This is a genomic window from Micromonospora sp. NPDC005257, from assembly GCF_042872445.1.
Classification (GTDB): Bacteria; Actinomycetota; Actinomycetes; order Mycobacteriales; family Micromonosporaceae; genus Micromonospora.
This window is the reverse complement of record NZ_JBIAKL010000006.1, coordinates 231,439-254,339: the sequence shown is the minus strand read 5'-3', so window position 1 is coordinate 254,339 and position 22,901 is coordinate 231,439. Positions and strand designations below refer to the sequence as shown.

General features: G+C 71.4%; 22 protein-coding genes and 1 tRNA gene. 5 read left to right on the top strand and 18 right to left on the bottom strand.

What is annotated here, in order from left to right:
- Nucleotides 1-21: 21 nt before the first annotated feature.
- The 10 genes from ACFYO8_RS15535 to ACFYO8_RS15490 form a co-directional block, all read right to left on the bottom strand.
- Nucleotides 22-816, bottom strand: coding sequence for an amino acid ABC transporter ATP-binding protein (locus tag ACFYO8_RS15535; RefSeq protein WP_355015106.1), 795 nt, complete (start codon nucleotides 814-816; stop codon nucleotides 22-24).
- A gap of 5 nt (nucleotides 817-821) precedes the next feature.
- Entirely contained in the window at nucleotides 822-1,793 is a 972-nt protein-coding gene (locus ACFYO8_RS15530; protein ID WP_355095039.1) for an amino acid ABC transporter permease, read from the bottom strand.
- Nucleotides 1,794-1,795: 2 nt separating this feature from the next.
- The gene (locus ACFYO8_RS15525) at nucleotides 1,796-2,707 is read right to left on the bottom strand and encodes an ABC transporter substrate-binding protein (protein WP_355095037.1); all 912 of its coding nucleotides are present in this window, start codon (nucleotides 2,705-2,707) and stop codon (nucleotides 1,796-1,798) included.
- Nucleotides 2,708-2,739: 32 nt separating this feature from the next.
- On the bottom strand, nucleotides 2,740-3,450 hold the full coding sequence (locus ACFYO8_RS15520) for an ABC transporter ATP-binding protein (protein WP_354872766.1): 711 nt from the start codon (nucleotides 3,448-3,450) through the stop codon (nucleotides 2,740-2,742).
- On the bottom strand, nucleotides 3,440-4,285 hold the full coding sequence (locus ACFYO8_RS15515) for an ABC transporter ATP-binding protein (RefSeq protein ID WP_387188737.1): 846 nt from the start codon (nucleotides 4,283-4,285) through the stop codon (nucleotides 3,440-3,442). Before ACFYO8_RS15515 ends, ACFYO8_RS15520 begins: the two co-directional genes overlap by 11 nt.
- Nucleotides 4,278-5,417: a branched-chain amino acid ABC transporter permease gene (locus ACFYO8_RS15510; RefSeq protein WP_135241218.1), complete on the bottom strand. Its 1,140-nt coding sequence runs from the start codon at nucleotides 5,415-5,417 to the stop codon at nucleotides 4,278-4,280. The genes ACFYO8_RS15515 and ACFYO8_RS15510 overlap by 8 nt, the downstream gene beginning before the upstream one ends.
- Nucleotides 5,414-6,364 (bottom strand): branched-chain amino acid ABC transporter permease, encoded by a 951-nt coding sequence (locus tag ACFYO8_RS15505; protein WP_354872769.1) that lies wholly within the window; start codon nucleotides 6,362-6,364, stop codon nucleotides 5,414-5,416. Before ACFYO8_RS15505 ends, ACFYO8_RS15510 begins: the two co-directional genes overlap by 4 nt.
- Before the next feature lie 105 nt (nucleotides 6,365-6,469).
- Nucleotides 6,470-7,630 carry a branched-chain amino acid ABC transporter substrate-binding protein gene (locus ACFYO8_RS15500; protein WP_354872771.1) on the bottom strand — a complete coding sequence of 387 codons (1,161 nt, stop codon included), beginning with the start codon at nucleotides 7,628-7,630 and terminating at the stop codon, nucleotides 6,470-6,472.
- Nucleotides 7,631-7,887: 257 nt separating this feature from the next.
- Nucleotides 7,888-9,093 carry a hypothetical protein gene (locus ACFYO8_RS15495; protein ID WP_354872774.1) on the bottom strand — a complete coding sequence of 402 codons (1,206 nt, stop codon included), beginning with the start codon at nucleotides 9,091-9,093 and terminating at the stop codon, nucleotides 7,888-7,890.
- A gap of 37 nt (nucleotides 9,094-9,130) precedes the next feature.
- A complete protein-coding gene (locus ACFYO8_RS15490) occupies nucleotides 9,131-9,751 on the bottom strand; it encodes a response regulator (RefSeq protein WP_354872776.1) in 621 nt (206 codons plus the stop codon).
- Nucleotides 9,752-9,844: 93 nt separating this feature from the next.
- On the opposite strand from ACFYO8_RS15490, the gene ACFYO8_RS15485 reads away from it, so the two are divergent.
- Nucleotides 9,845-9,918 (top strand) — tRNA-Leu (locus ACFYO8_RS15485).
- A 33-nt stretch (nucleotides 9,919-9,951) separates the two neighbouring features.
- Nucleotides 9,952-10,698, top strand: a complete 747-nt coding sequence (locus tag ACFYO8_RS15480; RefSeq protein WP_354872779.1) for a transcriptional regulator — start codon at nucleotides 9,952-9,954, stop codon at nucleotides 10,696-10,698.
- 36 nt (nucleotides 10,699-10,734) lie between these two features.
- On the opposite strand, the gene ACFYO8_RS15475 is transcribed toward ACFYO8_RS15480, so the two are convergent.
- Nucleotides 10,735-11,910 (bottom strand): PLP-dependent aspartate aminotransferase family protein, encoded by a 1,176-nt coding sequence (locus tag ACFYO8_RS15475; RefSeq protein WP_354872781.1) that lies wholly within the window; start codon nucleotides 11,908-11,910, stop codon nucleotides 10,735-10,737.
- Nucleotides 11,911-11,993: 83 nt separating this feature from the next.
- On the opposite strand from ACFYO8_RS15475, the gene ACFYO8_RS15470 reads away from it, so the two are divergent.
- Together ACFYO8_RS15470 and ACFYO8_RS15465 are read left to right on the top strand one after the other, a co-directional pair.
- Nucleotides 11,994-12,473: an Lrp/AsnC family transcriptional regulator gene (locus ACFYO8_RS15470; protein WP_354872783.1), complete on the top strand. Its 480-nt coding sequence runs from the start codon at nucleotides 11,994-11,996 to the stop codon at nucleotides 12,471-12,473.
- A gap of 61 nt (nucleotides 12,474-12,534) precedes the next feature.
- Entirely contained in the window at nucleotides 12,535-13,530 is a 996-nt protein-coding gene (locus ACFYO8_RS15465; protein ID WP_354872786.1) for an LLM class flavin-dependent oxidoreductase, read from the top strand.
- A gap of 167 nt (nucleotides 13,531-13,697) precedes the next feature.
- On the opposite strand, the gene ACFYO8_RS15460 is transcribed toward ACFYO8_RS15465, so the two are convergent.
- The 7 genes from ACFYO8_RS15460 to ACFYO8_RS15430 all read right to left on the bottom strand — a co-directional run bounded on the left by ACFYO8_RS15460 (nucleotide 13,698) and on the right by ACFYO8_RS15430 (nucleotide 21,833).
- Complete coding sequence (locus ACFYO8_RS15460) at nucleotides 13,698-15,995, bottom strand: cellulose binding domain-containing protein (RefSeq protein WP_354872788.1); 2,298 nt, start codon at nucleotides 15,993-15,995, stop codon at nucleotides 13,698-13,700.
- Between the two features lie 185 nt (nucleotides 15,996-16,180).
- Nucleotides 16,181-17,197, bottom strand: a complete 1,017-nt coding sequence (locus tag ACFYO8_RS15455; RefSeq protein ID WP_387257278.1) for a sulfite exporter TauE/SafE family protein — start codon at nucleotides 17,195-17,197, stop codon at nucleotides 16,181-16,183.
- Nucleotides 17,198-17,328: 131 nt separating this feature from the next.
- A complete protein-coding gene (locus tag ACFYO8_RS15450) occupies nucleotides 17,329-17,799 on the bottom strand; it encodes an Rrf2 family transcriptional regulator (protein ID WP_354872794.1) in 471 nt (156 codons plus the stop codon).
- A 113-nt stretch (nucleotides 17,800-17,912) separates the two neighbouring features.
- Entirely contained in the window at nucleotides 17,913-18,752 is an 840-nt protein-coding gene (locus ACFYO8_RS15445; RefSeq protein ID WP_354872796.1) for a hypothetical protein, read from the bottom strand.
- A 112-nt stretch (nucleotides 18,753-18,864) separates the two neighbouring features.
- Nucleotides 18,865-19,743 (bottom strand): acyl-CoA thioesterase II, encoded by an 879-nt coding sequence (locus ACFYO8_RS15440; RefSeq protein ID WP_354872798.1) that lies wholly within the window; start codon nucleotides 19,741-19,743, stop codon nucleotides 18,865-18,867.
- Nucleotides 19,740-21,188, bottom strand: coding sequence for a pyruvate kinase (pyk, locus tag ACFYO8_RS15435; protein WP_354872800.1), 1,449 nt, complete (start codon nucleotides 21,186-21,188; stop codon nucleotides 19,740-19,742). Before pyk ends, ACFYO8_RS15440 begins: the two co-directional genes overlap by 4 nt.
- A gap of 279 nt (nucleotides 21,189-21,467) precedes the next feature.
- Nucleotides 21,468-21,833: a YciI family protein gene (locus ACFYO8_RS15430; RefSeq protein WP_354872802.1), complete on the bottom strand. Its 366-nt coding sequence runs from the start codon at nucleotides 21,831-21,833 to the stop codon at nucleotides 21,468-21,470.
- Nucleotides 21,834-21,997: 164 nt separating this feature from the next.
- Here ACFYO8_RS15430 and ACFYO8_RS15425 point away from each other — a divergent pair, with 164 nt between their 5' ends.
- Nucleotides 21,998-22,864, top strand: a complete 867-nt coding sequence (locus tag ACFYO8_RS15425) for an aldo/keto reductase (protein ID WP_354872805.1) — start codon at nucleotides 21,998-22,000, stop codon at nucleotides 22,862-22,864.
- Nucleotides 22,865-22,901: the final 37 nt, after the last annotated feature.

Genomic DNA, 22,901 nt, shown 5'->3' with positions numbered 1-22,901 from the left:
GCGCCGCACCGGAGGCCGAGGTCAGAGAACCTTGGCCAGGAACGCCTTGGTCCGCTCGTGCTGCGGCGCCGAGATCACCTCGCGCGGGTCGCCCTGCTCGACCACCACGCCACCGTCCATGAACACGAGGTGGTCGCCGACCTCCCGGGCGAAGCCGATCTCGTGGGTCACCACGATCATCGTCATGCCGTCGCGGGCCAGGTCCTTCATCGTGTCCAGCACCTCGCCCACCAGCTCCGGGTCGAGCGCGCTGGTCGGCTCGTCGAACAGCATCAGCTTCGGCCGCATGGCCAGCGCCCGGGCGATGGCCACCCGCTGCTGCTGGCCACCGGAGAGCTGACCGGGGTACGCGCCGAGCTTGTCGCCCAGCCCGACCCGGTCCAGCAGCTGCGCGGCGTGCTCCCGGGCCTGCGCCTTCTTGGCCTGGCGCAGCAGCACCGGGGCCTCCATGACGTTCTGCAGCACCGTCATGTGCGGGAACAGGTTGAACCGCTGGAACACCATGCCGATGGCGCGGCGCTGCGCTGCCACGTCCCTGTCCCGCATCTCGTACAGCTTGCCGCCGCGCTCCCGGTAGCCGATCAGGTCGCCGTCCACCCGGATCCGGCCGGCGTCGATCTTCTCCAGGTGGTTGATGCAGCGCAGGAACGTCGACTTGCCGGAGCCGGAGGGCCCGAGCAGGCAGCACACCTCGCCGGAGCGGACCTCCAGGTCGATGCCCTTGAGCACCTCCAGCGGCCCGAACGACTTGTGCACCTGCTCGGCCCGCACCATCAGCCCGGACTCGGCCCCCGACACCTGCGGGGAAGCGGTCATGTCCGTCATTGCGCCGTCCCACTCGTCGTGCTGCCACTCTCGGCGGCGAGCCCGCGCAGCCGCTGCCGAGCCCGCGTACTGCGTCCGACGCCCTTGGAGTAGTGCCGCTCCAGGTAGTACTGCCCCACCAGCAGGACGCTGGTCAGGAGCAGGTACCACAGCGTCGCGGCGACGTACATCGGGAAGGGTTGGAAGGTCCGGGAACCGACGGCCTTGAGCTGGAAGAACAGCTCCATCGACACCGGCACGAAGGCCACCAGCGAGGTGTCCTTGAGCATCGCGATGGTCTCGTTCCCGGTCGGCGGAATGATCACCCGCATCGCCTGCGGCAACACGATCCGCCGCAGGATCTGCGCCCGGCTCATGCCCAGCGCCTGAGCCGCCTCGGTCTGCCCCTCGTCCACCGACTGGATGCCGGCCCGGACGATCTCGGCCATGTACGCGGCCTCGGACAGACCCAGCGCCAGCATGCCGGCGACGAAGCCGGTCAGGATGTCCACCGCGCTGAACCCGAACAGCCGGGCCTCGAAGTCGTGCAACCCGAACAGGGCGCCGATCTGCCGATCGAACGGCAGACCGAACTCCAGCCGCGACCAGAGGATGCCGAGGTTGCCGAAGAGGATCGCCAGCACCAGCCGGGGCACCGCCCGGAAGAACCAGGTGTAGACCCAGGCCACGCTCCGCAGCACCGGGTTGGGCGACAGCCGCATGATCGCGATGACGATGCCCAGGCCGATGCCGATCACCATCGACGTGATCAGCAGCAGGATGGTGCCGCGCAGCCCTTCGATGATCGGCGGGCGGAACATCTCGTCCACCATGAACGACCACTGGAACGCGGAGTTCGTGACCAGCATGTGCACGAACATCGCGACCAGCACGGCGATGACCGCCACACCGGCCCAGCGCCCGGGGTGCCGCACGGGCACGGCCTTGATCGGTTCTGGCCGTGCCCGTCCGGATGTGTCGGCCGACATGGTCAGACCGACGGGTTCAGTTCGGCGTTGGTGATCGCGCCGCCCTCGACACCCCACTTGCTGAGCGCCGCCTTGTAGCTGCCGTCGGCGATGACCGCCTGCACGGCCTCCTTGAGCACCTCGGCGAACGCCTGCTGGTCCTTTTTCACCGCGTAGCCGTACGGCGCCGACTCGTAGATGTCGCCGAGCACCTCAAGCTGGTCGTTGCTCTGCTTCACCGCGTACGCGCCGACCGGGGAGTCGGCCAGCATGGCGTCGTTCTTGCCGCTGCCCACGGCGGCGGTGGCGTCGCTCTGCGCCTGGTACTGGTCGATCTTGATGGCCGGCTTGCCGGCGTCGGTGCACTTCTTCGACCGGGCGGTGATGTCGTCGAGCTGGACGGTGCCGACCTGCACGGCGATCTTCTTGCCGCAGGCGTTCTCCGGGTCGACCCCGGCCGGGTTGCCCTTCTTGGTCGCCCACTGGGTGCCCGCCGAGTAGTAGCTCACCATGTTGACCGTCTTGAGACGGTCGGGGTTGATGGTGAACGACGAGACGCCGACCTCGTACTTGCCCGAACCCACACCGGGCAGGATCGCGTCGAACGGCGCCGACTCGTACTCGGCCTTGAGGCCGAGCTTCTGGGCCACCGCGTTGAACAGCTCCACGTCGAAGCCGACCACGGTCTTGCCGTCGGCGTCGAGGAACTCGGCCGGGGCGTACGTCGAGTCGGTGCCGACCTTGATCACGCCGTCGGCCTTGATGGCGTCCGGCACCTTCGCGGCGAGGGTGGAGTCGGCCGAGGCGGACACCGACGGGCCGTCGCCCGGCTCGGCCGAGTTCTCCTTCTCGCCGCACGCGGCGAGGGAGAGCAGCAGGACGGCCGCACCGGCGACGCCGAGCGCCGCCCGCCGTCCGGGGTTGGGGTGGAACATGGCTGTACTCCTTATTGCGAGGGGTCGGTCGGTCAGGCCACGCCGAGGTAGGCCTCTTTGACCGAGGGGTCGTGCAGCAGGTCCGCGCCGGAACCGCTCTTGACGATCCGGCCGGTCTCCAGCACGTACGCCCGGTGGGCGCGCGCCAGCGCCTGCTGGGCGTTCTGCTCCACCAGCAGGATGGTGGTGCCCTGCTGGTTGATCTCCGTGATGATCGTGAAGATCTGCTGGATCAGCATCGGCGCGAGACCCATCGACGGCTCGTCGAGCAGCAGCAGCTTCGGCCGGCTCATCAGCGCCCGGCCGACCGCGAGCATCTGCTGCTCGCCGCCGGAGAGCGTGCCGCCGGCCTGCTTACGCCGCTCGGCCAGCCGCGGAAACAGCTCCAGCACCCGGGCCAGGTCCTGCGCGATGCCGGCCTTGTCGCGCCGGGTGTACGCGCCCATGTCGAGGTTCTCCAGCACCGACATGCCGGGGAAGATGCCCCGGCCCTCGGGCGCCTGGCACAGCCCGCGCCGGACCCGGAGGTCGGCGCGGAGCTTGGTGATGTCCTCGCCGGCGAACTTGATCCGGCCGGAGGCGACCGGCCGGATGCCGGAGATCGCCCGCATGGTGGTGGACTTGCCGGCGCCGTTCGCGCCGATCAGCGCGACGATCTCCCCCTCGTCCACGGTCAGGCTGATGCCGTGCAGCGCCTGGATCCGCCCGTAGAGCAGGCTCACGTCCTCGATCTCAAGCAGCATCGTCCGGCACCCCCAGGTACGCCGCGACCACCTTCGGGTTGTCCCGCACCTCGGCGGGCAGCCCTTCGGCGATCTTCTTTCCGAACTCCAGGACCACGATCCGGTCGGTCACGCCCATCACCAGGCGCATGTCGTGCTCGATCAGCAGCACCGTCACGCCCTGGTCCCGGATCTGCCGGATGAGCTGGAGCAGTTCCTCCTTCTCCGCCGGGTTGAAGCCGGCGGCCGGCTCGTCCAGGCAGAGCAGTTTCGGATCGGTGGCCAGCGCGCGGGCGATCTCCAACCGCCGCTGCTCGCCGTAGGACAGGTTGCGGGCGAACTCGTGCATCCGGTTGCGGATGCCGACGAACTCCAGCAGGCGCTCGGCCTTCTCCCGGCCCTCGCGCTCCTCCTTCCAGTGCCGCGGCAGGCGCAGCAGGGCGGAGATCACGCTGGTCTTGTGGTGCGCGTCCGCGCCGACCTGGACGTTCTCCAGCGCGGTCATCTCCGGGAAGAGACGGATGTTCTGGAACGTACGGGCCATGCCCATCCGGGTGATCTGGTGGCGCTTCTTGCCACTGATCTTCTGGCCCAGGAACCGGATCTGCCCCTCGGTGGGCTGGTAGATGCCGGTCATCGCGTTGAAGCAGGTGGTCTTGCCGGCACCGTTCGGGCCGATCAGACCGAGGATCTCACCCTTGTAGAGGGTGAAGTCCACGTCGTTGAGGGCCACCACGCCGCCGAAGCGCAGCGTGACGTGGTCGACCTCCAGCAACGGCTCCCGCTCGCTCACCGTCTCGACGGCGGGGGCCGCCGCCTGGACCGGAACCTTCGGGTTCTGCTCGGTGTCACTCACCGACGATCACCTCCTTGCGGCGGTCCTTGAACTCCGCCGCTCGTCGCCGGTTCGGGATCAGGCCCTGCGGCCGGAAGATCATCATCACCACGAGCACCAGGCCGAAGAAGAGGAACCGGTACTCGTACAGCTCGATGCCGAACAGCTCGATGCCACGGAACCGCTCGATCATGTACGCCACCAGGCCGCCGCCGACGATCGCGCCGACGATGTTGCCCGAGCCGCCGAAGATGACAGCGGCCAGGATGATGATCGAGTTGAGCAGCTCGAAGTTCTGCGAGTTGACGAAGTTCTGCTTACCGGCGAACAGCGCCCCGGCCAGGCCGGCGATGGCCGCGCCGGAGGCGAACGCCCACAGCTTGAACTTGAACGTCGGCACGCCCATGAGCTGGGCCGCGTCCTCGTCCTCGCGGATCGAGATCCAGGCCCGGCCGACCCGGCTGTGGGTCAGGTTCCGCACCCCGATCACCACCAGGATGATCAGCGTGAGCACCAGCCAGTAGTACGGGCGGGCGTCGAGCACGCCGAACCACGGCCGGCCGTCGGCGTACTCGCCGGGCGGGTGCGGGATCTGGTTGAAGCCGCGCTGTCCCTTGAGGAACTCCGAGCTGACCGCCGCGATCCGGATCATCTCGGCGAAGCCGAGCGTCACCAGCGCCAGGTAGTCACCGCGCAGGCGCAGCGTCGGTGTGCCGAGCATGACGCCGGAGACCATGGTCAGGCCGATCGCGATCGGCACCACCGCCAGCCACGGCCACAGCGTCTTGAGGTCGCTGCTCGGCGAGGTCAGCACCGCCACGGTGTACGCACCGACGGCGAAGAAGCCGAAGTAGCCGAGGTCGAGCAGGCCGGCGAAGCCGACCACGATGTTCAGCCCGACCGCCAGCAGCACGTAGATCGAGACCGTGAACATCACCTGGGTGAAGTTCGCGCCGGGCGTCGGGATCGGCCCGAGGTACTGGTAGAACTCCTTGTTCGGCAGCGCGTAGAAGAACGCGATGACCGCGACCAGCAGCACCCAGCGCACCCAGCGCGGCGCGTGGTGCCAGCGCTCCGAGATCGCGTGCCGGCCCTGCCGCAGCTTGTCCGCCGCCGTCTCCCGCCGCTCCGGCGGGTCGATGGTGGTCGTCATGCGCGTGCCCTCCCCAGTGATTCGCCGAGCAGACCGGTCGGCCGGAACATCAGCAGCACGACCAGCACCGCGAACGCGGCGAAGTCCTTCCACTGACTGCCGAACAGGCCCGCGGCGTAGTTCTCCACGACGCCGAGCAGAAGACCGCCGACGAGCGCGCCGCGCAGGTTGCCGATACCGCCGAGCACCGCCGCGGTGAACGCCTTGAGGCCCAGCAGGAAGCCGACGCTGTAGGTCAGCGTCTGGATCCGCACGTCGTAGAGCAGGCCCGCGACGCCGGCCATGGTGCCACCGGCGATGAAGACCATCAGGATGATGCGGTCCTTGTTGACGCCCATCAGGGCCGCCGTGTTGGCGTCCTGGGCCACCGCGCGGATGCCGCGGCCGGTACGGCTGCGGTTGATGAACTGGTCCAGCGCGAACATCATCACCAGGGCGGAGCCGACCGTGAGCAGCTGCACCGCGTCGATCGGCACCCCGGCGATGTGGAACAGCGGCTCCGAGCTGACCAGGATCGGCGCGCCCTCCGGACGGCGCCGGGTGTAGACGCCGAACGCCTCGGAGATGGCGATCGAGGCGCCGATGGCGGTGATGAGGAACGCCAGCGGCGGCGCGTTGCGCTTGCGCAGCGGCCGGTACGCCACCCGTTCGATCACCGTCGCGGTGCCCGCCGAGGCGATGGCCGCCACGATCATCGCCACCAGCAGGTAGAACAGGATCGAGCCGAGGCCACTGACCTGCGAGTTCTGGTCGAGCCCGAATCCGTTCCAGGTCCAGATCGCGGCGAACGCGCCGGCGATGAAGACCTCGGAGTGGGCGAAGTTGATGAGCCTTAGCACGCCGTACACAAGCGTGTAGCCGAGCGCGACCAGGGCGTAGATGGCGCCCTGCGTCAAGCCGGTCGTGGTGAGTTCCCCGAAGTTGGAGAACAATCCGTCGAAGTCCAAGGGAGGGACGCTCCGTCGCTCAAGAGAAAAAGAGGGTGCGGCCGGGAGCCAGCTCCCGGCCGCACCCGCGATCACTACTCAATCGCCAGTCCAGCGATCGAACGCTCAGGACTTGGGGATCTCCTGGTCCGGGACGACCTTGCCGCCCTGCACCTTGAACGCCCAGACCTTGACCTGCGCCGGGTCGAGCTCGCCGCCCTCGACGAACTTGTAGGTGGCGGCGACGCCCTCGCCGCTGTAGCCCTTCACGAACTCCAGCAGGTCGGCGCGGGTGCTCTTGCCGGCCTTGATGCCCGCCAGCAGGATGGTCGCCGCGTCGTAGGCGGTGTCGCTGTAGGTGCCCGGGTCGGTGCCGTTGAGCGCCTTGTAGTCGGCGATGAAGGTGCCGCGCGCCTCGGTGGACGGAGCGCAGGGGCAGGTCAGGATGGTGCCCTCGGCGGCGGCGGCACCGGCGGAGGTGATGTACGCGCCGTCGTTCACGCCGTCACCGGCGACCAGCGGGGCGGTGACGCCGGCAGCGGTGAGCTGCTTGCGGATCAGGCCGGCCTCCTGGTAGTAGCCGCCGTAGAAGATCGCCTTGACGTTGGCGGCCTTGACCTTGGTGACCACGCCGGAGAACTCGGTCTGCTTGCCCTCGCCCTGGACCTTGTCGCTGCCCACGACCGAGGCGCCGAGAACCTTCTTGACCTCGTCGGCCAGGCCGGCGCCGTACGCGGACTGGTCGTCGATGACGTAGACCCGGTCGGCCTTCATCACGTTCTTGATGTAGTTACCGGCGCCGGGGCCCTGGCTCAGGTCGTTGCCGACCGCGCGGAAGAACGTCTTCCAGCCCTGCTCGGCAAGGCTGGGGCGGGTCGCGGAGGGGGTGATGGTGACCAGACCGGCCTCGTTGAACAGCGGGCCCGCGGCCTCGGACTCGCCCGAGTAGGCCGGGCCGACGACGCCGAGGATCTTGGAGTCGTCGATCGCCTTCTGGGCCAGACCGGGCGCCTGGTCCGGGCTGCCCTGCGAGTCGAGCTCGGCGAGCTCGACCTTGCAGTCCGGGTTCTCCTTGTTGTACTTGTCGACGGCCACCTTCACGCCGTTCTTCTCATTGATGCCCAGCGCGGCCGAGCTACCGGTCAGCGCGCCGAAGAAAGCGATCTTGCTCCCGCAGGCGCTGCCCCCGGAACCCTCATCGTCGCTGCCGCTGGAACAAGCGGTGCCACCGGCGACGAGCGCCAGCATGGCGACCCCGCCGATCACGCGTGCGAGCTTCTGCCTCAAGTCCCGAACCCTCCTCCGTCCATGATCCGAACCACCTGCCGCTGATTGGCCCTTGCGGGGTGGACGAACCAAGACCGTCGTCGCCGGTCTGGGCCGGGACGTTATCCCACCGTGGGCGGTGGCGTAAGACCTGGAAAGCGGGGTTGACCGAACCGTTACACGCCGTGGCGGTTTCAAGCCGATCCCCGTAAGAACCGTAGGCGCGGCAAGGCTTTCACCGACTATTCATCGGTAATGAGTCAATATCGGTTCACCCGCTACCGATCGACGACTGGCAACGCCCCCCACCAGGCACGGGACGATTTTCCGTCATCGACGACCACAAGGAGCCTGTCATCGCCTACGGCCACCGACAGCGCGGCGTCGCCCCCGTCCGGCACCGGCACCGGCGTGATCACCGGAAGCCACGACGCGCCCCCGTCACGCGACATCCAGAGCCGTCGCTCAGCCCCGTCACCGGTCACCGCGACCAGCCGCCCACCCGACGCCGCGAGCGCGTCCACCGACGACACCCCGGGACCCGACGCGCCGAACCCGCCGACCCGCCGCCACCCCTGCTCCACACCCGCCGACCCGGCGGAGCGCGAACCGCAGTCGTCGCACGCCCGCCACACCGCGAAGCGGTCCCCCACCGGACCGAGGACCACCGGCCCGCCGTCGGCCGAAGCCACCCGCTCCGCCGCCCCGCCCGCCCCCGCCGGCACCGGCAGGGCCACCCGCCGCCACACCCGGCCGTCCGCCGAGAACCACGCCAGCGGCGTCCGGGCCGTCCCGCCGGGCGGCAACAACGACCCCACCACCAGCCAGCCCGACCCCACCGCTGTCGCGTCGTACGCCGCCGTCCGGCCCCGGCCGTCGCCGGCCAGCTCCGCGACCCCCTCACGCAGGGCGAACCCCTCGGCGTCCGGCGACGTCCACACCGCCGCGCCGTCCGCACGGACACCGGCGACCAGCCAACCGCCCGGCCCCGCCGCCAGCCGCGACGCGCTCACCGCACGCGGGCCGCCGAACAACTCGAACGCCGCCGGCACCTCCCGCAACGGCCCGCCCGGCCGCCACACCCACGTTCCGGTACGCGGATTGCCGTGCACGCCACCGGTCTTCGCGCCCAGCGCGGCCATCCCGTCGTCGCGGCACGCCATCGCGTAGAGCACGTGCCGGCGGCCGTAGAACGTCTGCCCGCGCACCGGAATCGGTGACCAGGTCACGCCGTCCGAACTGGACCACGCCGCCGGCCGGGTCTCCCCCGCCGGATCGACCAGCCCGCCCACCACGTACCACCGGCCGGCACACCGCGCGACGTCGCGTGGCACCGCGCGCCCCGCGGCGCCGGCGGGAAGGACCAGCTCCACGGGCTGCCACCGCGGGCGCACGGGCTCGGGCAGCGGTCGCGGGGTGGCGTGGCAGGCTGTCAGGAGCAGCGCGGCGGCAGCGAGGACCGGCCGGACGCGCGCGGAAGGCATGGATCCGATCCTATCGATCGGAGGCCTTCCGGGGAGGTCAGGACGCGGGCATCTCCACCTCGCCGCCGGCGGTCTCGGCGAGGATCCGCTCGGCGACCTCCTTCATGGTCATCCGGTGGTCCATCGCGGTCCGCTGGATCCACTTGAACGCCTGCGGCTCGGTCATGCCGTACGTGGTCATCAGCGCGCCCTTGGCGCGCTCGACGGTCTTGCGGATCTCCAGCCGGTCGGTGAGGCCGGCGACCTCCGACTCCAGCGCGGCGATCTCCGAGTAGCGGGACAGCGCGATCTCCACGGCCGGCACCAGGTCGCTCTTCTGGAACGGCTTGACCAGGTACGCCATCGCGCCCGCCGCCCGCGCCCGCTCCACCAGGTCACGCTGGCTGAACGCGGTCAGGATGATCACCGGGGCGATGCGCGCGGCGGCGATCCGCTCGGCGGCGGCCAGCCCGTCCATGATCGGCATCTTGATGTCGAGGATGACCAGATCCGGCTTGAGCTCCTCGGCGAGCTTGACGGCGGTCTCGCCGTCACCGGCCTCACCGACCACCTCGTAGCCCTCTTCGACGAGCATCTCGGCCAGGTCCAGCCGGATGAGCGCCTCGTCCTCGGCGATCAGAACGCGCTTGCGCTCGGCGTCCGCCTGCATCTCGCCCACGAGCCACTCCCACCGGTTCGAGCCCGACACCCGCCCTGCCGGGTGTCGCCGCCCCTAGCCTAGTAGGTAACCTGTTGGAGCCGAACTACAGAAGCCCCTGTAGCCCAACCGGCAGAGGCGCGATTCTCAAAAGATCGACAGTGTGGGTTCGAATCCCACCGGGGGCACAGATTGTCATACAGGCGTTCGAAAATCGCCTGGTGCATCCACCCGAGATACGCGCCCGCGCACGAAGCCTGCACCTCGCCGGAGCGACGGTCGCCGAGGCCGCCCGCGCCGTCGGGTTGTCCTATGCGACCGTCCGGCACTGGTGCAAGGAGCACCCCGAGCCGAGGCAGCGGAGCACGGCGGAGCGGTGTTTCCGCTGCCGGGAAGGTGTCGACAATCCGCCAGATCCGGCGCAGTACGCCTACCTTCTCGGCCTCTACCTCGGCGACGGTCACCTCGTCGTCGGCCGGGTGCCGGTGCTGCGCGTTTTCTGCGCCGACGCCTGGCCGAACCTGATCGCCGCCTGCGAGGACGCGATGCGTGCGGTCCTGGCCACGTCGGTGCAGCGGGTGCAGAAGCGCGGGTGCGTCGCCGTGCAGAGCTACGGAATGCACTGGCCGTGCCTGCTCCCCCAGCACGGGCCGGGCAAGAAGCACGAGCGCCCGATCGTCCTGGCCGACTGGCAGCGGCCCATCATCCAGGCACACCCCGGCGACTTCCTACGCGGCCTGTTCCATTCCGACGGCTGCCGGGTCAGCAACCGGGTGACCGTGCACGGCAAGAAGTACGTCTATCCGCGCTACATGTTCGTCAACGAGTCGGCCGACATCATGGGCCTGTGCCAGCAGGCACTCGACCGGCTCGGCATCGCCTGGCGGATGAACCGCCGAAACTCCCTGTCCGTGGCGCGCCGGGACGCCGTCGCCGCCCTCGACCAGCACGTCGGCCCGAAGTCGTGACTGGCCGACGCCGCGGACGCGGGCGGCCGGCCGCCGTCAGATCCGCGACAGCGCCCGCGCGAGATCCGCCCGCAGATCCTCCGGGTCCTCCAGGCCGACCGAGACGCGCAGCAGCCCGCCGGCGGGCTTGGCTTCGCCCTCGACCGGCCGGTGGGTGAGCGAGGCCGGGTGCTGGATCAGCGTGTCGACACCACCGAGCGACACCGCATGCGTGATCAGTTCGCAGGCGCCGGCGACCTCGGCCGCGGCGGACGCGCCGCCGCGTACCTCGAAGGCCAGCAGGCTGCCGGTGCCGGACATCTGCCGGCCGACCAGCCCGGCCGGGTCGTGCAGCGACGGGTGGTGGACGCGCTCGACGGCGGGGTGCCCGGCGAGCCAGGCGGCGAGCTTCTCCGCGCCGGCCTGCTGGGCGCGGACGCGCAGCGGGAGGGTCTGGATGCCGCGGTGCAGCAGGTACGCGCCGAGCGGGTGCAGGACGGCGCCGGTGACGGCGCGGACCTGGCGGAGCCGTGCGGCCCACTCGGGTCCGCAGGCGACGACGCCGGCGAGGACGTCGCCGTGGCCGCCGATGCTCTTGGTGGCGCTGTGCAGCACGAGCGCGGCGCCGTGGCGGGCGGGCTGCTGGAGCACCGGGGTGGCGACGGTGTTGTCGACCAGCAGCGGGACGTCACCGGCGGCGCGGGCGAGCGCGGCGATGTCGACCAGGTCGAGGCTGGGGTTGGCCGGCGTCTCGACCAGCACCAGCGCGGTGTCGGGGCGGATCGCGGCGGCCACGTCGGCGGGGGTGGCCCAGGTGACCTCGGTGCCGAGCAGGCCGGTGGCGAGGACGTGATCGGTGCCGCCGTAGAGGGGGCGGACGGCGACGACGTGGCGGTTGCCGTCGCGGGTGGCGGCGAGGAGGGTGGCGGTGAGCGCGGCCATGCCGCTGGCGAACGCGACGGCTTCGGCGGTGCCTTCGAGCTGGGCGAGCGCGGTCTCGAACCGGGCCACGGTGGGATTCCAGAGGCGCTGGTAGACGGCGCTGCCGCCGGCCGGGAGGGTGCCGCCGGTGGCGAGCGTCTCGTAGTCGTCACCACCGCCCGCCACCGAGGGCAGCGGGTTCGTGGTGGACAGGTCGATCGGCGGGACGTGGACGCCGAGCCCGGCGAGGTCGGCGCGCCCGGCGTGTACGGCTGCGGTGTCCACGGAAGTCATGCCGGAAGCGTCGAACATGACGCTGGCGGGAGGCAATAGCAGCGAAGAAGATTCTTGTGATCACGCTTTCGTCCGGCGGGGATTCGGTGAAGGATGGTCACATGCCTGCCGCACCGAATGATGTACGGCCGTTCGCCGACCTGGACGACACCGACCGCGCGATCCTCACCGAACTGGCGGCCGACGGCCGGCTGCCGAACAACGCGCTGGCCGAGCGGGTCGGGGTGGCGCCGTCGACGTGCCTGACACGCACCCGGGCGCTGCGCGAGCGCGGAGCGATCCGCGGGTTCCACGCGGAGGTGGACCCGGCGGCGGTGGGCCTGCCGTTGCAGGCGCTGGTCTCGGTGCGGCTGACCGCGCACGAGCGGGCCGCCGTGGACGCGTTCCGGGCCCGGTCGGTACGGCTGCCCGGGGTGGTGTCGGTGTTCCACGTGGCCGGCGCGGACGACTACGTGCTGCACGTGCGGGCCGCCTCCGGAGACGCGCTGCGGGACTTCGTCCTCGACCATCTGGCGGTCGATCCGGCGGTGCAGCACACGCAGACCAGCCTGATCTTCGAGCAGGCCCGGGGTATGGGGTAGCGCACCCGGCGGAACAATTCCGGCACGCGGCCTGTTGCACCACCCTGTGATCGACGTACCCATGTCTGTTCTTGATCTTGCCCCGGTGGCGGCTACCGGCAACGCCGGTGAGGCGCTGCGATACACCACGGAGCTGGCCCGCCGCACCGAGGAGCTGGGCTACCGCCGGTTCTGGGTGGCCGAGCACCACAACATGCCCGCCATCGCCAGCTCCGCCCCGGCCGTGCTGCTGGCGCACCTGGCGGCCAACACCAGCACGATCCGGCTCGGCTCGGGCGGGGTGATGCTGCCCAACCACGCGCCGCTGGTGGTGGCCGAGCAGTTCGGCACCCTCGACGCGCTGCACCCGGGCCGGATCGACCTGGGCATCGGCCGCGCCCCGGGCACCGACCAGGGGACCGCGCTGGCGCTGCGCCGCACCATGGAGGGCCTGTCCGCCGAGCACTTCCCGCGTGAGCTGGCCGACCTGATGAACTACTTCTCCGGCGCCGAGCCGGGCCCGATCACCGCGACGCCGGGCCGGGGCCAGTCGCCGCAGGTGTGGCTGCTCGGGTCCAGCGGGTTCAGCGCGCAGCTCGCCGGCCTGCTCGGGTTGCCGTTCTCGTTCGCGCACCACTTCAGCTCGCAGAACACGATCCCCGCGCTGCAGCTCTACCGGCAGAACTTCCGGCCCTCGCAGTGGCTGGACCGGCCGTACGCGATGGTGGCGGTCAACGCGGTCTGCGCGGAGACCGACGAGCGGGCCGAGTGGCTGGCCGGCCCGGCCGGGCTGTCGTTCCTGAAGCTGCGGTCGGGCCGGCCGGAGCCGCTCGTCACACCGGAGGAGGCGGCGGCGTACCCGTACTCGGAGTTCGAGCGGGAGTTCGTCGCCCAGCGCCGCGACGGCCAGGCGACCGGCTCGCCGGAGACGGTGGCCCGGCAGCTCGGTCAGTTGCTGGAGCGCACCGGCGCGGACGAGCTGATGCTCACCACGATGGTCTACGACGTGGCCGACCGGGTCCGCTCGTTCGAGCTGATCGCCGAGAAGGTGGCCGGCGGGCTGCGCCGGGACGCCTGAAACATGCTCTTCATAGCCACGTCACCGCCCCGTCGCGTGGGACGCATAACTTTGTCCCCGGTGGTGGTACGGCATTCCCGGTCGGGACGGGTCGGGAATGCTGCGGTGTGGTGCACCGGGTCGCCGGCGGAGCGGATTCCGCGGCCGGCGACCCGGTGCCTGCCGTTTCAGCGCAGGTAGATGTTCGGCGCGGGCGGTGTGCTCATGCCGTCGCCCAGGAAGAAGCCCGGGTGCGGCGGCTGGTTGTAGGCGGTGTTCTGCCAGGCCACCGCCACCCGGTACTGCGGGTCGTGCATCAGCGTCGGCAGGCGCAGGCCGGTGCTGACCGGCGTGCTGTAGATCCGCAGCGCGGTGCTGTCGGAGGTGCGCCAGACCACCTCCTCGCGCCAGTCACCGAACAGGTCCGCCGACAGCGCCGGGGTGGACTTGGTGCCGTTGTTCGAGGCGACGCCGCTGCCGGTGAGCAGCCGCGTCTCCCCGCCGGTGCCGTACTTGTCGATCTTCGTGGCGTCGAGCAGCTCCCGTACCGGGTCACCGTCCCACCAGATCAGGAAGTTCGCCGACGACGGCTTGCGCCCCACGTTCTGCCCCCTGGTGTTGAGCAGCCCGTCGGCCGCCGACGACCAGGACTCCGCACCCGGGCTGCCCGCCCAGACGTCGCCGGAGACGCCGCGGCCGTTGTCACCGTTGGGTGCGGTCTGCCAGATGATCTGCCCGGTGCGCGCGTCGGCCATCCAGGAGCTGGGCTTGCTGCCGTCCTCGTCGACCTTGAACACCTCCAGGCCGGAACGGGAGGGGTCGAGGTCGCCGACGTGCAGGGCGTCGCCGTGGCCGTTGCCGGTGGAGTACAGCAGCCGGCCGTTGTCGTCGATCGTGGCGGCCCCGTACACGATCTCCTGGCGGCCGTCGTTGTCCACGTCGGCCACCGAGAGCTGGTGGTTGCCCTGGCCGGCGGCGGCGCCGTTGCCGGAGGCGTTCGAGTCGAACGTCCAGCGCTTGCGCAGCGTGCCGTCGCGGAAGTCCCAGGCCGCGACGACGGCGCGGGTGTAGTAGCCGCGCGCCATGATCAGCGAGGGACGCTGCCCGTCCAGGTACGCGGTGCCGGCGAGGAACCGGTCGACCCGGTTGCCGTACGAGTCGCCCCAGGACGAGACGGTGCCGCGCGGCGGGTCGTAGTCGACAGTGGACAGGGCCGCGCCGGTGCGACCGTCGAACATGGTCAGGTACTCCGGGCCGGCGAGCACGTAACCGCTGGAGTTGCGGTAGTCGGCCGAGCCGTTCCCGATCACCTGGCCGGTGCCGGAGCGGGTGCCGTCGGCAGTCTTCATGGCCACCTCGGCGTCCCCGTCGCCGTCGTAGTCGTACACCTGGAACTGCGTGTAGTGGGCGCCGGCGCGGATGTTGCGACCGAGGTCGATGCGCCACAGCCGGGCGCCGGTGAGCGTGTACGCGTCGACGTAGACGTTGCCGGTGTAGCCGGACTGCGAGTTGTCCTTGGCGTTCGACGGGTCCCACTTCAGCACGAACTCGTAGCGGCCGTCGCCGTCGAGGTCACCGACGCTCGCGTCGTTCGCGGAGTAGCTGTATCCCTCCCCGGACGGGGTGGTGCCGCCGGGCGGCGGCTGGATCGGCACGTCCAGCCAGCCGTTGGCGAACTGCAGCGCCGGGGCCGACGCCGCCTGCTCGGCGCCGTTCACCACGGCCCGCACGGTGTACGCCGTGCCGGCCGCCGCGCCGCTGTCCAGGTACGTGGTGGCGCCGGTGATCGGACTGTCGTTGACCTTGGTGCCGCCCCGGTAGAGGTTGAACGCCACACCCGAGGTCTCGGTGCCGAGCAGCCGCCAGGAGACCAGGTTCCCGTTGCCGGAGCGGACGCTGACCAGGCCCCGGTCGAGCTTCTCCATCTGCTTGGCCCCGGCCGGCGGGGTGGTCGGCGGCGGCGTGGTGGGTGGCGGGGTGGTCGCCGGTGGCGTGGTGGGTGGTGGGGTGGTCGCCGGTGGCGTGGTGGGTGGTGGGGTGGTCGGCGGTGGCGTGGTGGACGGCGCGCCGGTGCAGGCGGTGCCGTTGAGCGTGAACGCGGCCGGGACCGGGTTCGACGCGTTGTCCCACGAGCCGTTGAAGCCGAAGTTGGCGGTGCCGCCGGTGCCGAGGGCCGCGTTGTAGCCGGCGTCGCGGGCACTCACCTGCGTGCCGGACTGGCTGACCGTCGCGTTCCACGCCTGGACGACCTGCTGGCCGGCGGCGAAGCTCCAGCCGATGGTCCAGCCGTTGACCGGGTCGCCGAGGTTGGTGACTGTCACGTCGGCGCCGAAGCCGCCGCTCCACTGGTTGGTGATCCGGTAGTCGACCCGGCAGGCGACGGCCGCCGCGGCGGCCGTCATCGTCGTGAGCGCGCCGGCCGACAGGGTGACCGCCGAGGCTGCGGCGAGCAGCGCGAGCCGGCGGCGCGGGGTGGTGAGGTGCACGGGGAATGCCTTTCGCGGAGGTCAGGCACGGGGCGGGCGCCGGCCTGCCCGGACCGGCGGAAACGTGCCCTGACGCGACGGCCGACGCCAACACATCGACGTCGGTGATTAGGCTCCGCGCCCCGTCAGCCTAGGTCACCCCCGGACACCTCACAAGCGCCGGGCGTCCGGGAACCGCGGGAGGGTCAGCCCTCGACCGCGGCGGCGAGCTTCCGCGACTCCGCGGCCTCGGCGGACTCCGCGGCCTCGGCGGACTCCCCCGCCTGCGCGGGCGCTGGCTCGGCGGGCTCCCCCGGCCCGGCGGGCGCGGCCGAGGCGAGCGCGGCGTCGACCATGGCGCGGGCGCGGCGGGTACGGCGCAGCGCGCGTACCGCCAGCCCGACGGCGACCAGCCAGGCGGCGCCGAGCAGCACGTACACCACGGCCGGCAGCGAACCGCCCACGCCGCCGGCGCTCAGCAGCGTCCGGGCGTTGGTCAGCACGATCACGCCGCCGATCACCGCGCCGAGCAGCTGGGCAGGGACGATGCGCACCAGCCAGGCCGCGATCGGGGCGGCGATCAGGCCGCCGACCAGGAGCGCGGCCACTGTGGGCAGCAGGAAGCCCTCAGAGCCGAGGCCGATCAGGAAGCCGATGCTGGCCGCGCCGGCCACCACGAACTCGGAGGTGTCCACCGAGCCGATGACCTTGCGGGGTTCCATCCGGCCGGAGACCAGCAGCGCCGGGGTGGCGACCGGGCCCCAGCCACCGCCGCCGGTGGCGTCGACGAAGCCGGCGACGAGGCCGAGCGGGGCGAGGAACCGGCTGCGCAGCCGGCCGCCGGCCCGGTGGGCGCGCAGCGGCCGGGAGAACCGCACCAGCAGGTAGGCGCCGAGCGTGAACAGGATGGCCGCCATCCACGGCGCCGCGGCCTCGGTGGAGATGGAGCTGAGGAACGTCGCCCCGGCGAACGCGCCGATCGCGCCGGGGAGCGCGATGCGGCCGACCACCCGCCAGTCGACGTTGCCGAACCGCCAGTGCGAGACGCCCGCCGCGAGCGTGGTGCCGATCTCGGCCAGGTGCACCGAGGCGGACGCGGCGGCCGGCGCGACACCGGCGAACAGGAGCAGGGTCGAGGAGGTCAGCCCGTACGCCATGCCGAGCGCGCCGTCGACGAGTTGCGCGGCGAGCCCGACGAGGGCGAGGACCAGCAGCTTGCGCACGAGCGCCCCCTGACTTTTCGGTATCTCCTATCAACTTGGTCGACAATGCGGCACGAGGGCGCCCCGGGTCAAGTCCCCCATCCGGTTGGTAGGAGACGCCGGACGGTGTGCCGGGCGTGCGGAGGCGCCCGTCAGCTCCAGGCGCGCGGGTCGGCGGCCAGTTCGTTGACCCGGCCGGGCAGCGCGCCGGCGGCCACGTCGGCGACGGTGACCAGCTCGAGGATCTCCCGCTCACTGGCCCGCAGCGCGATCCAGACGTCTTGCAACGCGCGGGCCGCGCCCTGGTAGCCGAGCTGTTCCGGGCGCTGCCCGCGCACGTGCGCGAGCGGGCCGTCGATGACGCGGATCACCTCGGCCAGGGAGATCTCCCCGGCGGGCCGGGCCAGCCAGTAGCCGCCCTCGGGGCCACGCTGGGCGTGCACGATGCCGCCCCGGCGCAGTTGCAGCAGGATGCTCTCCAGGAACTTCGGCGGGATGTCCTGCGCGCGGGCGATCTGTTCGGCGGTCACCGGCCGCTGCCGCCCGGTGGTCCCCCCGTCCGCGACCGAGGCCAGCTCGGCAGCAGCGCGGAGGGCATAGTCGACCCGGGCGGAGAGACGCATACGCCCAGCCTAGTACTCCCACAGCTCTCGACTTCGGCGTCGTGGCGCGGGCGTGGAGAAGGCCATCGCGTCGGCGGGCAGCAGCGCGGCTTGATCGGACTCCGCCAGCCGGTTCAGTCGTTGCTGTAGGGCGCCGACACCTGACGGTTCCAGGAACGGACCACGTATCCGCCGGTGAGATCCTGGAGATGCCCCTGCACCTCGATCAAGGTGTTGATGTCATCGAGCACCTCGTCGAGGTCGTCGAACGTCACCTCGAACCGGCGGTCGAAGGTCCTCATCACGGGCAGCGCATACTCGTCGGCGAGCTCGGCCGCCTCGGCGGCGACCTCTGGCTTCGCATTGAAGGTCACCCGCATCTCGGGGCCGTCGGCCCACTGCACGGTCAACCGGCCGTCCTCCTCGGCCACCGGCATCGTGTCCAGCTGGCGCGCGGCATCGGCGAGGGTGGCCTGCCCGGTGAAGTAGACATGCATGTACTCGACGTCCAGGAGCTGCGACAGGTCGAGCGCGGCCTGGAGCTGCGACAGGTCGAGCGCGGCCCGGTCGAAGACGGCGACGGCGGCCTCGATGCGGGACTCGGCGTCGGCCAGTGGCAGCTCGAGCTGAGGGTCGTAACCGGCAAGGCCCGTCGCCTTCGCCACGACCCAGCCGATGCGGTACACGGCCCGGACTACCGACTCGGCCTGCGCGCCGGTGTACCAGTACGGCACGTTGACGGCAGCCTCGCCCGGCTCGTAGCGGACGGTGAGGCCGCTGGGCTCGTGTATGAGCGTGCGGCACCGGCCGTCGTCGCGCACGACCACCTCGCCGGCAATATCCCGCACACCAGCGACGATCTCGTCCCACGCGCGGAGATCGAGAGGTTCATCGGTGCCCTGCCGCTCGTTCTCCAGCGCCTCCTCCCAGGTCTGGCCGGCGGGTTCGGGCAGCAGAATGAGATCGAAACTCATGACAGCACACTATCGTCGCGGTCCCGGAGCGTCGCCGGTGACCCCGGCCGCATGAGAACACTGTGGACGGCCGAACGCCGGCCTCCCGGCCGGGAGGCTTCCCACGCTCGGGTCAGCCCCCGACCCGGCGCAGCAGACCCTCCTGCACGGCGCTGGCGATGTGCCGCCCCTCGACGGTGAACATCCGGCCCGTGGCCAGACCTCGCGCGCCGGAAGCGGACGGACTCCAGCAGTCGTACAGGAACCACTCGTCGGCGCGGAACGACCTGTGGAACCACAGCGCGTGGTCGAGGCTCGCGCCGACCACGCCGCCCGGACCCCACACCTCGCCGTGCACCGACAGCACCGAGTCCAGCAGCGTCAGGTCGGAGGCGTACGTGAGGGCGCACGCGTGCAGCAGCGGATCGTCCGGCAGCTTGCCGTCCAGGCGCATCCACACCCGCTGGTGCGGCTCGGCCGGGCGGTCGCCGGGGCGTACCCAGCCGGGCTCGCCGACGTAGCGCACGTCGATCGGGCGCGGGATCATCCCCCAGATGCCGAGCCGCTCCGGGTAGCGGGCGAGCCGGTCGGCCATGGTCGGCACGTCGTCCGGGCCGGGCACGTCCGGCGGCAGCGGGGCGTGGTGGTCCAGCCCTTCGTCCTGCCGCTGGAACGACGCCGACATGAAGAAGATCGGCTTGTCGTGCTGCAGCGCCACCGAGCGGCGCACCGAGAAGGACCGGCCGTCGCGGACGTTCTCCACCTGGTACTCGATCGGCTCGGCCGGGTCGCCGGGGCGCACGAAGTAGCCGTGCAGGGAGTGCACGGCCCGCTCCGCGTCGACGGTGCGGCCGGCCGCCACCAGGGCCTGGCCGGCGACCTGGCCGCCGTAGACCCGCTGCGGGCCGACCTGCGGGCTCATCCCCCGGAAGGTCATCTCCCCGGTACGGGCGAGGTCGAGCACCTCCAGCAGTTGGTCGACCGCCGCCTGCCCGGTCGCCACCGCGCTCATTGGAGAGCTCGGGCCGAGGCCGCGTCGACCAGCGAACCCAACTGGTGCACGCGCAGGGTGTTGGTGGAGCCGGGGGTGCCGGGCGGGCTGCCCGCCACGATCACCACGTAGTCGCCCGGGTTGGCCCGGTTGAGGCCGAGCAGCGCCTGGTCGACCTGGCGGAACATGTCGTCGGTGTGCTGGACGAACGGCATCAGGAACGTCTCCACGCCCCAGGACAGCGCGAGCTGGTTGCGCACCTCCGCCACCGGCGTGAACGCCAGCAGCGGCAGGTCGCAGTGCAGCCGGGCCAGCCGCTTGACGGTGTCACCGGTCTGCGAGAACGCGACCATGGCCTTGGCGCCGATGGCCCGGGCGATCGACGAGGCGGCGACGGTGAGCGCGCCGCCGTGCGTACGCGGATCGTGCTGCAACCGGGGGACGGCGATGGACCCGGCCTCGGTGGTGGTGACGATCTTGGCCATGGTGCTGACGGTGAGCACCGGGTACTTGCCGACGCTCGTCTCGCCGGAGAGCATCACCGCGTCCGCGCCGTCGAGCACCGCGTTCGCCACGTCGGACGCCTCGGCGCGGGTCGGGCGCGAGTTCTCGATCATCGAGTCGAGCATCTGGGTGGCCACGATGACCGGCTTGGCGTTCTCCCGGCACAGCTGCACGGCGCGCTTCTGCACCAGCGGCACCTGGTCCAGCGGCAGTTCGACGCCGAGGTCGCCGCGGGCGACCATGACCCCGTCGAAGGCGAGCACGATCGCCTCCAGGTGGTCGACCGCCTCCGGCTTCTCGACCTTGGCCAGGACCGGGCGGCGCACGCCCTCCTCGTCCATGATCGAGTGGACGAGCTTGATGTCGTCGGGCGAGCGGACGAAGGAGAGCGCGACCAGGTCGACGCCGAGGCCGAGGGCGAAGCGCAGGTCCGCGGCGTCCTTGTCGGACAGGGCCGGGACGCTCACCGCGACGTTCGGCAGCGAGACGCCCTTGTTGTTGGAGACCGGGCCGCCCTCGGTGACCAGGCACCGGATGTCGTTACCGGTGACGTCGCTGACCTCGACCGCGACCCGGCCGTCGTCGATCAGCAGCCGGTCACCCGGCTTCACCTCCTGGGGCAGCTTGCGGTAGGTGCAGGAGACCCGCTCCTTGGTGCCCTCCACCTCGTCCCCGGTGATCACCACCGAGTCGCCGGTGCGCCACTCGTGCGGGCCGTCGACGAACCGGCCGAGACGGATCTTGGGCCCCTGGAGGTCGGCGAGCACGGCGACCGGCCGGCCGGCCGCCTCGGCGGCCTCGCGGACCAGCCGGCAGACCGACTCGTGGTCGGCGTGACTGCCGTGGCTGAAATTGAGCCTCGCCACGTTCATGCCCGCCTCGACGAGTCCGCGGATACGCTCCGGGGACGCGGTGGCGGGGCCGAGAGTACAGACGATCTTCGCGCGGCGTGTCACGCCCATCAGGCTAGTCTCTCCTCCGGGTCGGCCTCCCGGCCGACCCCTTGCGGACTGTGGAACATCTGTCCAACGACGCGCGTCAACCGCGTGGGCGGGCGGTGGGCGTACCCACCGGAACGTCGTGTGGCGGGCATCAGCGACCGCGCGGTGAGAAATCGTACCGCTCCCCGTCACGAGCCGGCCGGGGGCAGGGTGACGCCCGCCGCGCCGGCCGGTGGGCCGGGGGCGGGCAGGGGTACGCGCCAGCGAGCGGCGCCGCGGGCGGGGATGCCGGGACGGGCCTCAGCTCTCCGTCTTGACCAGCGGGAACTCCAGCGAGCCGGCCGGGCACAGGAAGGTGAGCACCTCGACGCGGTAGAGCCCGGCCTGCACCGCCGGGTCGGCCTCCATGACGCCGCGTACGTCGTCCACCGAGCCGGTCCGGGCCAGGCCGAAGCCGATCGGCGGGTCGGGTTCCCGGGCCGGCCCGTCCACCGACCCGTCCACGAGCACGATGCCGCGCCGTTGCAGCGCCCGCATGTGCTGAAGGTGCTCGGCCTGCAACCGCTGCACCGTCTCGTCCGGCAGGGCCCGCCCGGAGGGCCCCGGGTAGAGCACGATGCACTCGTACGTGTCCAGCGCGAAGTCGAGCTGTGGCGTCGCGGCCATGCGCACCTCCTGAGCCCCGTCCCGCCCAGCCTCCCACGGCGGCCGGGTGCGCCGGGGCCGCTCGCCGCAAACCGATCCAGGCTTCGCCGCCACGATTCGGGGAATGTCCAGGGGTCCGGGCGCACGCCGCCCGCGATCGCGCACGAGCACAGGAGGACCACGAAATGGCCACCAGCACCCAGCCCGCCAAGGCGTCGGGCACCTACCGGATCGGTGGCGACCTGCCGGTCGACCGCCTCGGCTACGGGGCGATGCAGCTCACCGGCCCCGGTGTGTGGGGTGACCCGAAGGATCCGGCCGAGGCGGTACGGGTGCTGCGCCGCGCGTACGAGCTGGGCGTCACGTTCATCGACACCGCCGACTCGTACGGGCCGTTCGTCAGCGAGCTGCTGATCCGCGAGGCGCTGCACCCGTACGCCGACGACCTGGTCATCGCGACGAAGGCCGGCCTGACCCGCTCCGGCCCGGACGACTGGCGGCCGGTGGGCCGCCCGGAGTACCTGCGCCAGCAGTGCGAGCTGAGCCTGCGCCACCTGGGCCTGGACTGCATCCCGCTCTACCAGTTGCACCGCATCGACGCGACGGTGCCGCTGGCCGACCAGCTCGGTGAGCTGGCGTTGCTGCGGCAGGAGGGCAAGATCCGGCACATCGGGCTGTCCCAGGTCAGTGTCGAGGAGATCGAGGCGGCCCGGGCGATCGCGCCGATCGTGTCCGTGCAGAACCTCTACAACCTGGCCGACCGCGGCGCGGAGGACGTGCTGGAGCACTGCGAGCGCCACGACCTGGCGTTCATCCCGTGGTTCCCGATCGCCACCGGCAACCTGGCCCGGTCCGGCGGCCCGCTCGACGCGATCTCGACCGCGCACGGCGCCACTCCGGCGCAGCTCGCGCTGGCCTGGCTGCTGCGCCGGTCGCCGGTGATGCTGCCGATTCCGGGCACGTCGTCGGTGGCGCACCTGGAGGAGAACGTGGCGGCGGCCGAGGTGGAGCTGACCGACGACGAGTTCGAGGCGCTGGCCAAGGCGGCCTGAGCGGGTCACCGCGCCTCCCCCGACCGGCCCCTTTCGC